This window comes from Vibrio sp. 10N.261.52.C11 (genome assembly GCF_041471405.1).
Classification (GTDB): Bacteria; Pseudomonadota; Gammaproteobacteria; order Enterobacterales; family Vibrionaceae; genus Vibrio; species Vibrio crassostreae_C.
Map to the genome: position 1 here is coordinate 48,604 of NZ_JBFROI010000007.1, position 14,886 is coordinate 63,489.

13 protein-coding genes are annotated in these 14,886 nt (G+C 45.4%); 10 read left to right on the forward strand and 3 right to left on the reverse strand.

The features are described 5' to 3' along the window. Window positions 1–99: 99 nt before the first annotated feature. On the reverse strand, window positions 100–993 hold the full coding sequence (locus AB4323_RS01765; protein ID WP_104216341.1) for a DMT family transporter: 894 nt from the start codon (window positions 991–993) through the stop codon (window positions 100–102). A gap of 138 nt (window positions 994–1,131) precedes the next feature. Here AB4323_RS01765 and rmuC point away from each other — a divergent pair, with 138 nt between their 5' ends. The 7 genes from rmuC to tatC all read left to right on the forward strand — a co-directional run bounded on the left by rmuC (window position 1,132) and on the right by tatC (window position 7,467). After that, complete coding sequence (gene rmuC / locus AB4323_RS01770) at window positions 1,132–2,664, forward strand: DNA recombination protein RmuC (protein ID WP_017063049.1); 1,533 nt, start codon at window positions 1,132–1,134, stop codon at window positions 2,662–2,664. Window positions 2,665–2,729: 65 nt separating this feature from the next. Then, window positions 2,730–3,509, forward strand: coding sequence for a bifunctional demethylmenaquinone methyltransferase/2-methoxy-6-polyprenyl-1,4-benzoquinol methylase UbiE (gene ubiE, locus AB4323_RS01775; protein ID WP_026012235.1), 780 nt, complete (start codon window positions 2,730–2,732; stop codon window positions 3,507–3,509). A gap of 98 nt (window positions 3,510–3,607) precedes the next feature. Further along, window positions 3,608–4,213 (forward strand): SCP2 domain-containing protein, encoded by a 606-nt coding sequence (locus AB4323_RS01780; RefSeq protein WP_102332587.1) that lies wholly within the window; start codon window positions 3,608–3,610, stop codon window positions 4,211–4,213. Next, window positions 4,210–5,844: a ubiquinone biosynthesis regulatory protein kinase UbiB gene (gene ubiB / locus AB4323_RS01785; RefSeq protein ID WP_102332588.1), complete on the forward strand. Its 1,635-nt coding sequence runs from the start codon at window positions 4,210–4,212 to the stop codon at window positions 5,842–5,844. Before AB4323_RS01780 ends, ubiB begins: the two co-directional genes overlap by 4 nt. A 53-nt stretch (window positions 5,845–5,897) precedes the next feature. Further along, on the forward strand, window positions 5,898–6,152 hold the full coding sequence (gene tatA, locus AB4323_RS01790) for a Sec-independent protein translocase subunit TatA (RefSeq protein ID WP_017060154.1): 255 nt from the start codon (window positions 5,898–5,900) through the stop codon (window positions 6,150–6,152). Window positions 6,153–6,155: 3 nt separating this feature from the next. After that, a complete protein-coding gene (gene tatB, locus AB4323_RS01795; RefSeq protein ID WP_017060155.1) occupies window positions 6,156–6,563 on the forward strand; it encodes a Sec-independent protein translocase protein TatB in 408 nt (135 codons plus the stop codon). 148 nt (window positions 6,564–6,711) lie between these two features. Then, a complete protein-coding gene (gene tatC, locus AB4323_RS01800) occupies window positions 6,712–7,467 on the forward strand; it encodes a twin-arginine translocase subunit TatC (RefSeq protein ID WP_017060156.1) in 756 nt (251 codons plus the stop codon). 288 nt (window positions 7,468–7,755) lie between these two features. On the opposite strand, the gene AB4323_RS01805 is transcribed toward tatC, so the two are convergent. Beyond that, on the reverse strand, window positions 7,756–8,517 hold the full coding sequence (locus AB4323_RS01805) for a TatD family hydrolase (protein WP_372151465.1): 762 nt from the start codon (window positions 8,515–8,517) through the stop codon (window positions 7,756–7,758). A 208-nt stretch (window positions 8,518–8,725) separates the two neighbouring features. On the opposite strand from AB4323_RS01805, the gene hemB reads away from it, so the two are divergent. From hemB to polA, 3 genes are all read left to right on the forward strand, one after another. Then, window positions 8,726–9,769, forward strand: a complete 1,044-nt coding sequence (hemB, locus tag AB4323_RS01810) for a porphobilinogen synthase (RefSeq protein ID WP_017060158.1) — start codon at window positions 8,726–8,728, stop codon at window positions 9,767–9,769. A gap of 76 nt (window positions 9,770–9,845) precedes the next feature. Continuing rightward, window positions 9,846–10,280 (forward strand): GNAT family N-acetyltransferase, encoded by a 435-nt coding sequence (locus AB4323_RS01815; RefSeq protein WP_372118381.1) that lies wholly within the window; start codon window positions 9,846–9,848, stop codon window positions 10,278–10,280. A 680-nt stretch (window positions 10,281–10,960) separates the two neighbouring features. After that, window positions 10,961–13,759 carry a DNA polymerase I gene (polA, locus tag AB4323_RS01820; protein WP_372151467.1) on the forward strand — a complete coding sequence of 933 codons (2,799 nt, stop codon included), beginning with the start codon at window positions 10,961–10,963 and terminating at the stop codon, window positions 13,757–13,759. Window positions 13,760–14,265: 506 nt separating this feature from the next. Here polA and AB4323_RS01825 read toward each other — a convergent pair. After that, window positions 14,266–14,865 (reverse strand): GTP-binding protein, encoded by a 600-nt coding sequence (locus AB4323_RS01825; RefSeq protein WP_017060161.1) that lies wholly within the window; start codon window positions 14,863–14,865, stop codon window positions 14,266–14,268. Window positions 14,866–14,886 lie beyond the last annotated feature (21 nt).

Consider the following 14,886-nt stretch of genomic DNA (forward strand, 5'->3'; position numbering starts at 1 on the left):
TCATACGACTCGCCATTTTTGTATCTAACATTGTGCTCTAGCTCTAGATTCGACTTTATCGATAGCTTTTCGTGCTCAATTGAATCTTTTAGCTCTTATTTACGCCGGTTTGTTTTTTGAAAACTTGATCTGTTGAATCACTAAGCCAGCAATGATCAGTACCAAGCCAAACAGGGTCGCTGGGTGAATCTCTTCGCCGATAATAGTGGAAAGTAGCATCAACGAGATAAACGGTGACGCAAAAATCAGATTGCTGATACGCGCTGTGTTGTTGGTCAGCTTCAGTGCTGATAGCCATAAGACAAAGGTAATGCCCATCTCAAACAGGCCTACGTAAGTCACAGCCATCCAACCTTTTGCTGTGATTTGGCTAAAGCTCTCGCCTTCGTAAATGGTTAAACCGATCGCGAAGGGCAATGCCACTAAGAAACCAAGCAATACGCCAATCACAGGGTCAGCCTTGTTTTTGGTGTTTAGAATCCAGTATCCCGCCCAAAGCAAGGTTGAAAGTAGCGCCAGAGCCACACCAAGTGGACTATCGAACTGCATTCCTAGCACATCGCCTTTGGTGGCAATGACCACCACACCCGCATAACTGAAGGTACACGCAATCCAATCTTGCTTACGAATCTTTTGTCCGAGAAAAACCGCCGCCATCAAGGTTAGCGTAATTGCCCAACTGTAGTTGATGGCCTGCGCTTGAGATGCTGGCAATAGGTCGTATGCTTTGAATAGAATCAGGTAGTAGGCCAGTGGATTGACCAAGCCGAGCAGTAGGTAATACCAAGGGTTTGAAAGGAACGTTGTACTCAGCTGAGAGAGCTTACCTTGAAAGGCGCAGACTGCGATCAGCGCAATCGACGACACAATGCTAGCGATAGTCAGCATTTGAATAGGTGAAAACTCAGCAAGGGTCAGCTTAAAAGCAGTAGCGACCGTTGACCACAGCAGTACTGCGGAAAGGCCAAAGCCCAAGGCACGACGTTCGTTCATGGCAACTCATTCTAATTTGATGGGACAGAATACGGAGCGCCTAGTCTATCTGTCGAATTTTAATACGGCAAACTGGACATTTATCCAGTATCAAAATACCATTTAATGAGTTATTTCCAATTAGGCTAAATCATTATCATGCAATGGATTATCGAACATCAGGCAACGCTTATTGCTGCAATTTCTGGCGCGCTCGTCAGCGGCGGTGTGGTGGGTTGGTGGATTAAACAGAAGCTCTCTTTTCAGCAGCGATTGCTCGAGCAGCAGCTAGAGTCCGATCGTTTGTTGCATGAATCTCAGCAAGCTCAGCTCAAAGCATCACTCGCAGAGGCGCAACAAGAGCTCGATGAGTTAGATGATGACCGAGACAAAGCGGCATTCGAGCTCAAGCAGGCGCACGGTAAGGTGATGGCTGCAATGGAAAAACTGCGCTACTTTGAGGCGGTAAAGCAAGAGCGCCAGCAGTACGCTGATGAGATCAATGTGCTTAAAGATCATAAGTCTGAATTAGAAGCCGAGCTGCGCGAGCAAGAAGCAAGGCATGACCAAGAAAACCTCGCCAATAGCGAAAAGCTGCAGTTGCTAGAGCAAGCTGAATCACGACTTAAGCAGCAGTTTGAATTGTTAGCGAACCAACTGTTTGAAACCAAAACCGCCAAGGTCGATCAGCAGAATAAGCAGAGCCTAGAAGGTTTGTTGTCTCCACTAAGAGAGCAGTTGGAAGGCTTTAAGAAACAAGTGAACGACAGCTTCAGCCAAGAAGCCAAAGAGCGTCATACTTTGGTGCATGAGCTTAAAAACCTGCAGCGTCTTAATGAGAGTATGACGCGTGAAGCGGTGAACCTGACTCAAGCACTAAAGGGCGATAATAAACAGCAGGGTAACTGGGGCGAAGTAGTACTGGCACGGGTGCTGGCAGAATCAGGGCTGCGCGAAGGTCATGAATACCAAACTCAAGTGAACCTGCAAAACGATGCGGGCAAGCGTTACCAGCCAGATGTGATTGTGCATCTGCCACAAGACAAGCAAGTGGTGGTGGATTCAAAAATGGCTTTGGTGGCGTTTGAGCGTTACTTCAATGCTGAAACCGACCAGCAGCGTGATGCTGCATTGCGTGATCACTTGGTGTCGTTAAGAGCGCACATCAAAGGTTTGAGCCAGAAAGATTATCATCAGCTCAAAGGCATCCAAAGCTTGGATTATGTGTTGATGTTTATCCCGGTTGAACCAGCATTCCAAGTGGCGATTCAGGCGGATCCTAGCTTGGTGAAAGATGCGATGGAGCAAAACATCATCTTGGTCAGCCCAACCACTTTGCTGGTGGCACTGCGTACAATTGATAACCTGTGGCGTAACGACAGACAGAACCAGAACGCACAGGTTATCGCAGAACGTGCGAGCAAGCTTTACGACAAGCTGCGCCTGTTTGTTGATGATATGGAAGGCCTTGGCAGCTCACTTGATAGAGCAAACCAAAGTTATCAAGGGGCGATGAATAAGCTAGTCACAGGGCGAGGCAACGTGATTCGTCAGGCCGAAAGCTTCAAGCAATTGGGTGTTGAAGTGAAGAAACCGATCTCGATTGGTTTGGCCGAAATGGCGCAAAATGAGGCTTTTTCAGAAAATGCCTCCTTAGTAGAAAGACAACCCGCTGAGGATAAAGTAAACTAATCGGCCGCAGCGCCTCTAAACACGGAGCGTGCTGTCGATGAGAACTTACCATGGTAGATAACAGCATTATGGACACAAGCGTGCAGACAAATTCAGCAGTAGAGTCAGAAACCACACACTTTGGTTTCGAAACAGTCGCGAAAGACGAAAAAGTCGCGAAAGTAGCAGAGGTATTTCACTCTGTAGCCGCTAAATACGACATCATGAATGACTTAATGTCGGGTGGTGTTCACCGCTTGTGGAAGCGATTCACGATTGATTGCAGTGGCGTTCGCCCTGGTCAGCGTATCCTAGATCTTGGTGGTGGTACTGGCGACCTTACTGCGAAATTCTCGCGTATCGTTGGTGAAAAAGGCCACGTGGTTCTTGCTGATATCAACAACTCAATGCTGAATGTTGGCCGTGATAAGCTGCGTGATAGCGGCATTGTTGGCAACGTACACTACGTACAAGCGAACGCTGAAGAGTTGCCATTCCCAGATAACTACTTCGATTGCATTACGATCAGCTTCTGTCTGCGTAACGTAACCGATAAAGACCAAGCGCTGCGTTCTATGTACCGCGTACTTAAGCCGGGTGGCCGTCTGTTGGTTCTTGAGTTTTCTAAGCCAGTGCTTGAGCCACTATCAAAGGTTTACGACGCATACTCTTTCCACCTGTTGCCAAAAATGGGTGAGTTGATTGCTAACGATGCAGACAGCTACCGTTACCTTGCAGAATCTATTCGTATGCACCCAAATCAAGAGACTTTGGAAGGCATGATGCAAGAAGCGGGCTTTGAAAATACAAAATACTTCAACCTAACGGGCGGCATTGTTGCGCTGCACCGCGGTTACAAGTTCTAGTCGAGCTTGGTAGCAGGCTCGCTGAGCGTGCTAAACAATAAGAATAAAGATAGAACGGATAGGTTAAGGCTTATCCGTTTTCAAAGGTAAGGACAGTCATGCCATTTGATCCATTGGTAACCGCGGTTATTGAAACCTCTTTAAATACTTTCGTGAACGATGATCCAGCCTTGGTTCGTCGTTTGTCTCGTTTAAAGGGGCAGATCATTCAAGTTAATTTGAAAGAGTTGAATAAAACACTCACTTTCGTTTTCAGCCAACAGATCGATGTGTTGTCGGAATACGAAGGGCAGCCTGATTGCTACCTATCTTTGAACCTATCGGTACTGCCTGAACTGCGTGAGCAATCGAACATCACCAAGCTGATCAAGCAAGATAAGCTGATCTTAGAGGGTGATATTCAACTGGCTCAGAAATTTGCTCAGCTGATGACAGACTGCAAGCCGGACTTAGAAGAGTGGCTATCGCGCGTAACGGGCGATGTGGTTGCGCATACCGTGGTACAAGGCGTTAAAAACGTCGGTGGTTTTGTGGCGAAGCAAGCAACTAAGCATCAAAACCATGTTGCTCAGATTCTGACAGAAGAGTGGAAGATTGCACCGGCTCCGTTAGAAGTAGTGCATTTTTGCGATCAGGTTGATGACGTAAAAAGCTCGGTAGCTCGCCTTGAAGCTAAGTTGAACGCTCTGTTGGAGAAAGCATGACCCCAACAGAACTGAAACGTCTTTATCATATTATCAAGGTACAGTTAGAGTACGGCCTTGATGAATTGATGCCTGAGCACCATTTGACTAAAGCCCCATTGTTAGCGAGAAAGTCTCTGTTTTGGCTCAAGAACAAGCATCAAGATAAAGAATTGGGTCAGCGCTTGCGTCTCGCTTTGCAAGAGTTAGGGCCTGTGTGGATCAAGTTTGGTCAAATGATGTCAACGCGTCGTGACCTATTTCCTCCTCATATCGCTGATCAATTGGCTTTATTGCAAGACCAAGTGGCGCCATTTGATGGTCAACTGGCCAAGCAAGACATGGAAAAGGCACTGGGTGGCAGTCTAGATAACTGGTTTACCGACTTTGATATCGAGCCATTGGCTTCTGCTTCTATTGCTCAGGTGCATACTGCAAAGCTAAAAGAGAGCGGCCGCGAGATTGTTCTGAAGGTAATTCGACCTGATATTCGCCCGGTGATTGATGCAGATCTAAAACTGATGCACCGAATGGCGCGTATAGTCGCTAAGTCGCTTCCTGAAGCACGTCGTTTGAAACCGGTTGAGGTCGTTCACGAGTACGAAAAAACGTTAATTGATGAACTGGACCTGCGCCGAGAGGCAGCCAATGCCATTCAGCTGCGACGTAATTTTGAAGGCAGCGAAGAGCTGTATGTCCCAGAGGTTATCCCTGATTTAAGCAGTGAAACCCTGATGGTATCAGAGCGAATCTATGGTATTCAGGTTTCCGATATTGAAACTCTGAACGCCAACGGCACTAACATGAAATTGTTGGCAGAACGTGGTGTGACGGTATTCTTCACTCAAGTATTCCGAGACAGCTTTTTCCATGCCGACATGCACCCGGGTAACGTATTCGTTAATCCAGAAAATCCAGACAACCCTCAGTGGATTGGTTTGGATTGTGGCATTGTTGGCACGCTCAACAGCGAAGATAAGCGTTATTTAGCAGAGAACCTGCTGGCCTTCTTCAATCGAGATTACCGTAAAGTCGCAGAGCTGCACGTGGATTCGGGTTGGGTGCCACACGACACCAACGTTAACGATTTCGAGTTCGCGATTCGCATGGTGTGTGAGCCAATTTTTGCAAAACCACTTGGTGAGATCTCATTTGGCCATGTGTTGCTAAACTTATTTAATACAGCAAGACGTTTCAACATGGAGGTTCAACCTCAGTTGGTGCTTCTGCAAAAGACCTTGTTGTATGTCGAAGGCCTAGGCCGTCAGCTGTATCCGCAACTTGATTTGTGGGCAACGGCGAAGCCTTTCCTTGAAACCTGGATGATGAATCAGGTGGGGCCGCAAGCTGTGATCAACGCAGTAAAAGAGCGTGCGCCATTCTGGGCAGAAAAACTGCCAGAGCTGCCAGAGCTACTTTATGACAGCTTGCGCCAAGGTAAAGCGATGAACCACAGAATGGATCAGCTTTATCAAGGTTACCGAGATAGTAAGCGTCAGCAAGCAACTGGAAAGTTTTTGTTTGGCGTTGGAGCCACTTTAGTCGTATGCTCCGCAATATTAGTTTCAAGCCCTTATGAGCAGCTATCTATGGGCTGTGGCATCGCAGGTGTCACATTTTGGTTGCTTAGTTGGCGAGCTTACCGTCGTTAGACAGTAGACTCTCTTAATATTTTTATGTGTAGACAGACCCGAGGACAATGACAATGGGTGGTATCAGTATTTGGCAACTTCTAATCATTGCTGTAATTGTAATTTTGCTATTCGGAACAAAGAAACTGCGCGGTATGGGTGGTGACTTAGGTTCAGCGGTTAAAGGCTTCAAAAAAGCGATGAGCGATGAAGACAAGCCTGCAGATAAGAAAGATGCAGACTTCGAACCAAAGAATATTGAACAGCAGAAGACAGAAGCTCACGCTGAAACAACTGCTGAAACAAAGAAAGACAAAGAGCAGGCGTAAATCGTGTTTGATATCGGTTTTTGGGAACTGGTATTAATATCTGTCGTTGGGTTAGTGGTTTTAGGGCCTGAGCGTTTGCCCGTGGCGATTCGCAGTATTTCCAAGTTTGTTGGACAAGCGAAAAGCATGGCAAACAGTGTGAAAGATGAACTTTCTCATGAGCTTAAGGTGCAAGAGCTGCAAGAAAACCTACGCAAGGCGGAAAAAATGGGTATGGAAGATTTATCTCCAGACCTTAAAGCGTCAGTCGATGAACTCAAGCAGGCCGCTGCTGAGGTTCAACGTCCGTATGCTAAGCCTGAGTCTGATAAGCCAAGTGAGACTAAACCTAGTGTCATGGAAACTGTGGAATCTGAAACCATTCAGGTCAACAGCGAAGCTTCAGCACCGTCAGATAAGAAAGCCGAATAGTCTCGCAAGGAGGAGTCGCCGGATACTTGATTCGCTAGATGTTTAAATAGATATCTATTCAAGTAAATAACTATTCAAGTGGATACCAATTCAACTGGATAGATACACGCGCGGCTCCTTTTCGATCTTCCTGTTTAAGAGGTTTGACATGTCTTCGACTGAGCAGACACAGCCTTTAATTAGCCACCTTCTAGAACTACGTAATCGCCTACTACGTGCGATTGTCGCGGTGCTAGTGATATTTGTCGGGCTAATTTATTTTGCTAATGATATTTATGAATTCGTATCAGCACCTTTGGTAGATCGTCTACCGGAAGGGGCGACGATGATCGCAACCGATGTTGCATCGCCATTTTTCACACCGCTGAAATTAACCTTGATCGCGTCTATATTCCTCGCGGTTCCGTTTATTTTGTATCAGGTGTGGGCTTTTGTTGCTCCGGGTTTATACAAGCATGAAAAACGCTTGATCATGCCGCTATTGGCTTCAAGTTCATTGCTGTTTTACTGTGGTGTGGCGTTCGCTTACTTTATTGTATTCCCGTTGGTATTTGGCTTTTTTACGGCCATATCATTAGGGGGAGTAGAGTTCGCAACCGACATCTCAAGCTATCTTGATTTTGTACTCGCGCTGTTCTTTGCTTTTGGTATTGCCTTTGAAGTGCCTGTTGCGATTATCTTGTTGTGTTGGACGGGGGCAACAACGCCTCAATCTCTGTCTGAAAAGCGTCCTTACATTGTGGTGGGTGCTTTCATCATCGGTATGATGCTGACACCACCAGATATGATCTCGCAAACACTGTTGGCGATTCCAATGTGTATTCTGTTTGAGATTGGTCTGTTTTTCGCACGCTTTTATACGCGTAAGCCAGATGCGGATGAAGAGGAAGAAGCTGAATCTTGATTCGGAATGCTTCAGTAAAAATCACATAATAAAAAAGCGGCCTAGGGCCGCTTTTTTATTATGTCTGTTTATCGAATCTTTAACTGATAGCCACAGTTCTGACATATATAGAGCTCTTTGATGCCCAAAATTTTATGCCATAGGGTTCGATGTTGACGTTGTAAGTGTTGTGAATGGTCACACATAATCAACTACCTCTATATGCAGGTGGTTGATACTATACATGTCACTTAGCTTTCTCAAATAAATTCAGGAAAAATCCGTAATAATTACTTATTAATAGATTTGTCATAAATTAAACAATGCCTTAGCATTTTTGGTGGTTATGTTTGCGACTTCTTCAAGGGTAATTCCGCGTAATTTGGCGATGCGTTTTGCTACTAATTCTGTGTAGGCTGGTTCATTGCGTTTACCGCGATTCGGTGTTGGTGCCAAGTATGGGCAATCTGTCTCTAGAATGACGTAATCCATATCGAGATGTGGGATCACCTTGTCCATCCCAGAGTTCTTAAAGGTCGAAACGCCGCCTAAACCTAAATGAAAGCCTAGCTCGTTGATCGCTTGAGCTTCCTCTAAGCTGCTACCAAAGCAGTGGAATACCCCGCGTAAGCTGCCATCTTGTTCTTTACGAAGTAGGGCAAGTGTCTCTTCAATGGAATCACGAGTGTGGATCACCACAGGTAGATCAAGCTCTTTTGCCCACTGCAGTTGAGTCACAAACGCCATCTCTTGTTCAGCCTTGAAGGTTTTATCCCAGTACAAGTCGATACCAATCTCACCCACGGCGATAAAGTCATGCTTATCAAACCAAGCTCGAATGGTTTTGAGGGTTTGCTCGATATTCGCATCCACATAACAAGGGTGTAAGCCCATCATTGAACGGCACACATCAGGAAACTGCGCTTCCGTTGCTAACATTGGTTTGATAGATTCTAAATCGATGTTCGGCAATAGAATGGTATCAATCCCTTGAGCCAGTGCGCGCTGCACAACTTGTTCGCGGTCTTCATCGAATTCGCTAGCGTAAATATGAGCATGGGTGTCGATCATTGTTTTGTCCTGAAAGCGGTCTTTACTGAGTTGTCATGAGTATACGGCAGTGTGAGGAGAAGGTCATTTTTTGCCATTTATCCCTATTTTTGAGTGGGTTTCATATTTTACTGCTAGCGTCCTGAGCCATCAGTGATATGCTTTTGCCTGTATTTAGCACTTTTCATATCTAAGTATTTCGGTGCTTAGACTAGGCAAGGAGAATCTAGTGTCTGTTTCAATTCAAGGTCAATTCCCAGGTCGCCGTATGCGCCGTATGCGTAAGCACGACTTTAGCCGTCGCCTAATGGCAGAAAATCAATTGTCTGTGGATGATCTAATCTACCCAATGTTTATCCTGATGGGTAAAGACCGCCGCGAGCCTGTCGAGTCAATGCCAGGTGTTGAACGCTTGTCGATCGACTACATGCTTGAGGAAGCAGATTACCTGTCAAAGCTGGGTGTTCCTGCGATTGCTCTATTTCCAGTCGTGAACCAAGATGCTAAAAGTTTATGCGCAGCTGAAGCTCATAACTCAGAAGGTTTGGTGCAGCGCGCTGTACGTTTACTAAAAGAGCATGTGCCAAACATTGGCGTTATTACTGACGTAGCACTAGACCCGTTCACCACTCACGGCCAAGACGGCATCATCGATGAAGATGGTTACGTGATGAATGACGAGACGACTGAAGTCTTGATCAAGCAAGCATTATCACACGCTGAAGCGGGTGCTGACGTAGTTGCCCCATCGGATATGATGGATGGTCGCATTGGTAAGATCCGTGAAGCGTTAGAAGAAGCGGGCCATATTCATACTCAGATTATGGCGTACTCTGCAAAATATGCATCGTGCTACTACGGCCCATTCCGTGATGCAGTTGGCAGTGCTTCGAACCTGAAAGGTGGTAACAAGAAGAACTACCAGATGGATCCAGCCAACAGCGATGAAGCGATTCATGAAGTCGCGATGGATCTTAATGAAGGTGCGGACATGGTGATGGTGAAACCAGGCATGCCTTACCTTGATATTGTTCGTCGTGTTAAGCACGAACTGCAAGCGCCTACGTTTGCTTACCAAGTATCTGGTGAATACGCGATGCACAAAGCGGCGATTCAAAACGGCTGGCTGAAAGAGCGCGAAACCGTCATGGAATCACTGTTGTGCTTTAAGCGTGCTGGCGCTGATGGCATTCTTACTTACTTCGCTAAAGATGTCGCAGAGTGGCTTGCTGAAGATAACGCACAAGCTGCTGAGCATTTAAAAGAAAAGTAACCGTGTAGATCTCACTTAAGTGATCAGTAAAGGGTTGGCCATTGTGCCAGCCCTTTCGTTTATAAGGATGAATAAGATGTCAGTTGTCGTACGTGAAGGTTCTTTAGAAGAAGTGGTGTCTGTGGTCGAGCAGATCTCTGAGTTCGCTAAAAAAGAGAGTGTCGCTTCTCTGTCAGAGCGGCTGGCAGGGAAAAAGAGCCTTATCTTAGTGGCTGAAGAAGCTGGCGTGTTGCTTGGCTTTAAGATCGGCTATGAATTGGATCAAGATACTTTTTACAGCTGGTTTGGTGGCGTGTCACCGCTCGCGAGGAACAAAGGCGTTGCACAGGCGCAATTAGACGTTCAGGAACAGTGGGTGAAAGAGCAGGGCTACAGACAGTTAAAGGTTAAGTCTCGTAACCAGTTCCCTGCAATGTTGCGCCTGTTATTGAGAAACGGTTACCTAATCGAAAGATTTGAAGAAAAAGAAGACATTAATGACCATAGAATCCATTTTTTGAAGCAAATTTAAGCACTGCTGTTAACGGTTTATAAATCAAATGAGATTTATTATCATTTAATTGTTGACTATTAAATGAGAATCATTATTATTAACTTCGTCTTAGGGAATGAGGAAATGTTCACAAGGATGTTAAGTACTCAAGTATCTACTTGGTTACCCAACAGAATTCTCGCGAACTTGTACTAAGTTCTTTTTGACACGACATTGCTCACATTGCTTCCAGTGTAATTTATAGCTTTTAGGTAAAGCTGTGGTATTCAATTTGAATGGCTTTACCGGTTTTTGCTAGGCGACATCTTCGGGTGTCGCTTTTTTTTATACCTACCATTTCAACAAGATGCATATTTAGTGGCACGTATTTTTATGAATAAAACGCCATCAGCATTCTTTTCCACAACGCAAGATCGAGAAAAGATCGTTGATCATCTGTTCGATCTGTAAAATTATTCTTTACTTTCAGTTGTTTATTGGTGTTTTTTGAGTTGTTCACCGTAGTTCTCAACAGGGTGGATAAATAATATAAACAGAGTTATCCACAGAACGCTTGCGTCTAAGAACAAAAAATAACAACAAATCGATTATAACGAACACAACTGAGTGAACGGATACAGATCGACAACGTGGAATCCAACCAACAGACGTGGCATTCTTAACAGATAATTTCTGTACTTACTGGATACACAAACATTATGGCTCGTATTCCTGATAATCCATTGATTCTGATCGATGGCTCTTCTTACCTATATCGCGCGTTCCATGCTTACCCTGGCACAATGAGCAATGGTGATATCCCAACTAACGCTGTTTACGGTGTAGTTAACATGCTGCGCAGCATGATGCGTCAATTTGCTTCTGATCGTATTGCGGTAATTTTTGATGCGAAAGGAAAGACGTTCCGTGATGACATGTACCCAGAGTACAAGGCTAATCGTCCACCTATGCCGGATGATCTACGTTGTCAGATCGAACCTTTGCACAATGTGATTCGTGCAATGGGTTTGCCACTTATCTCGATCCCAGGCGTTGAAGCGGATGATGTGATTGGTACGCTAGCTTCTCAAGCATCTAAAGCGGGCATGCCGGTTTTGATCAGTACTGGCGATAAAGATATGGCGCAGCTGGTTGATGACAACGTTACTTTGATCAACACCATGACCAACGTGGTTATGGATCGCGAAGGCGTGATAGAGAAGTTTGGCATCCCACCTGAGCTGATTATCGACTACCTTGCACTGATGGGCGATAAAGTGGATAACATTCCTGGCGTTCCAGGTGTTGGTGACAAAACAGCAACTGCTCTACTACAAGGCATTGGTAGCATCGAAAAGCTGTATCAAAACCTGGATGATATTGCCGCTCTTGGCTTCCGTGGTTCAAAAACCATGGCTAAGAAGCTGATTGATAATAAAGACAACGCTGAGATGTCTTACGAGCTTGCAACGATCAAACTGGACGTCGAGTTAGAAGAGACACCTGAGTCGCTTGTAAAAGCACAACCAAATACGGATGAGCTGATTAAGCTATACGGTCAACTGGTCTTCAAATCTTGGTTGAACGAGCTACTTGAAGGCGGCAGCGGTGTGGTTGAGGCGGATGAGAAGTCGGGTGCAGTGCACAGCAGCACGGCATCAACCACTTCTACCGTAGAAATGAACACCTCTGAAGTGACGATTGATCGCAGCAACTACGAAACCATCCTAGATGAAGCCTCTTTTAATGCGTGGCTAGAGAAACTGAAAGCGTCAGAGGTGTTTGCCTTTGATACTGAAACGGATAGCTTGGACTACATGGTGGCTAACCTTGTTGGTCTATCATTCGCAACTGAAGAAGGCGTTGCCGCTTACGTACCGGTTGCTCATGACTACTTAGATGCACCTCAACAACTGGATCGTGATTGGGTACTTGAACAGCTTAAGCCGATTCTTGAAGATGACGCACAGCCTAAAGTCGGTCAAAACCTGAAGTACGATATGAGCGTTTTAGCGCGCTACGGTATCGAGATGAAAGGCATCAAGCACGACACCATGCTAGCGTCTTATGTTTTTAATAGCGTTGGCGGCAAGCATGATATGGATAGCCTAGCGCTGCGTTTCCTTCAGCACAGCTGCATCTCATTTGAGCAAATCGCAGGTAAAGGTAAGAAGCAGCTTACTTTCAACCAGATTGAGCTGGGAGAAGCGTCTCCATACGCAGCAGAAGATGCTGACGTGACACTACGTCTTCATAACCGTTTGATGGAAAACATTGAGCAAGATGAAAAGCTAAAAGCCATCTATGAAGAAATCGAAGTACCACTGATCCCTGTAATGTCTCGCATTGAACGTACCGGCGTATTCATCGATGACATGTTGCTGGGCGCTCAATCGCAAGAGATTGCGGTTCGATTGGATGAGCTAGAACAGAAAGCCTACGAGATTGCAGAGCAAGAGTTCAACATGAACTCGCCAAAACAGCTGCAAGCGATCTTGTTTGAGAAAATGGGTTTGCCAGTTATTAAGAAAACGCCATCAGGTGCACCTTCAACCAACGAAGAAGTGCTGCAAGAACTGGCTCTTGATTACCCGCTACCTAAGCTGATCATTGAGTATCGTGGTCTTGCGAAACTCAAGTCGACCTACACAGATAAACTACCGAAGATGATCAACGCTGAAACGGGTCGTGTTCATACGTCTTATCACCAAGCGGTGACAGCAACGGGTCGTTTGTCTTCAACAGATCCAAACCTACAGAACATCCCAATTCGTAATGAAGAAGGTCGTCGTATCCGCCAAGCATTCGTTGCACAACATGGCTGGAAGATTCTAGCGGTCGATTACTCTCAAATTGAATTGCGTATCATGGCGCACCTGTCGGGTGATAAAGCGCTTCTGGAAGCATTCCAACAAGGCAAAGATATTCACGCGGCAACGGCTGCTGAGATCATTGGTGTTGATATTGAGAGTGTGACCACTGAACAACGTCGTCGTGCTAAAGCCGTTAACTTCGGTCTTATCTACGGTATGAGTGCCTTTGGCTTGGCTAAGCAACTGGGTATTCCTCGTGGCGAAGCACAGCACTACATGGACACTTACTTTGAACGTTACCCTGGCGTAATGCAGTACATGGAAGACACACGCAGCGCGGCTTCAGAGCAAGGCTTCGTTGAAACCATTTACGGCCGTCGTTTGCACCTTCCTGAAATTCAATCTCGTAATGGTATGCGTCGTAAAGCGGCTGAACGCGCAGCGATCAACGCGCCAATGCAAGGTACAGCGGCAGATATCATCAAGAAAGCGATGTTGTTGGTGGATGAGTGGATTCAAGCGGAAGGCGATGGTCGTGTAAAACTGCTTATGCAGGTACACGATGAATTGGTGTTTGAAGTGGAAGAGTCATCTTTAGCCGAAATTGAAAGTAAAGTACAAGAATTGATGGAATCCGCTGCAGAGCTAGAAGTGCCGCTTGTCGCGGAAGCTGGCCACGGTGACAACTGGGATCAAGCCCACTAATCAGTTTTTGACCTTAATAAGCAAATTAGTATGAGCCAGTGCACAAACACTGGCTTTTTTTTGTCTCAAATAAAGTTAAGTCGTAATAAGAATTTAGGTGTTTTAATAAAACATTCATGAAAAAAAACTACAAAAGTTGTTTTCATTTCTGAGCAATTGTTGTACATTAAATCTCGTAGGGTACAGAGGTAAGATGTTCTATCTTTCAGACCTTTTGTTTCACGTTATTGGATTAGGCTGATTCAGCCGCCCCAGTCAGTATTTGACTGGGGCGTTTTTTCTTGTGCGAAAGAAAAATATTTCCAACCTATCATTCCCCCGTAAACCTCTCATTTTTAGTGCCTTTTATTACACTTTCTCAAGCACAGTGATAAACCCCTGATTTGCCTTAGATCTGAAATTCGATCAGCTTTTGGTAATTTAAATCCGTCTCTAATTCGATTGTTTTATCACTTGAAATAACTTTTATTTTACAAGTTATCGATAAAGGATTGATGGATCACGCCTTATTTATCAGTGTATTGAGTCGGTGAATGCTCAATGTAATCCATGATTTTCTGTTGTTTCTCGGTGCTGTATTTCAGTGCTTCGGCGGTGATCTGGATGGATTGTGCCATCGAAGAGATATTGTTGGTCGCTTTTACCAAGGTTTGCTGCATGGGTTTCAGGATAAGCAGATAGATAGCGGTCAAAGCGATAATAATGACGGCGATAACGGCCGCCAGCGCAATGATGATCTTGGTCTGAATGTCATCCAACAGCATTTGACTGGTTTGTTTAAAGGCGAGTCGAGATTGGTCTAAGGCTTGTGGCAGTTGATTGAGTGATGTCTTGGTGGAGCTCGCAAGCTTATTGATACTTTCAACCGTTTGATTGAGGGCTTGTTGCTGGTCGTCGCTTAGGTTGGGGTTGTTGACTATCGCTTGCAAAGATTGCGATATCACCTCAAGAGACTCACTCGCGTCTTGGGCGTACTTTTCCATGCCATCGAGGTCTAAGGTCATATCGACATTGATCAGTGGGGCTTGTTCTTGTTCTGCTTCAGAGGCAAACCCTGTCAGTGAGACCAACATAAGTGCAATGATGGCCAATGGTGTTTTCCACATGAGTATTCCTTTCTCATTGTT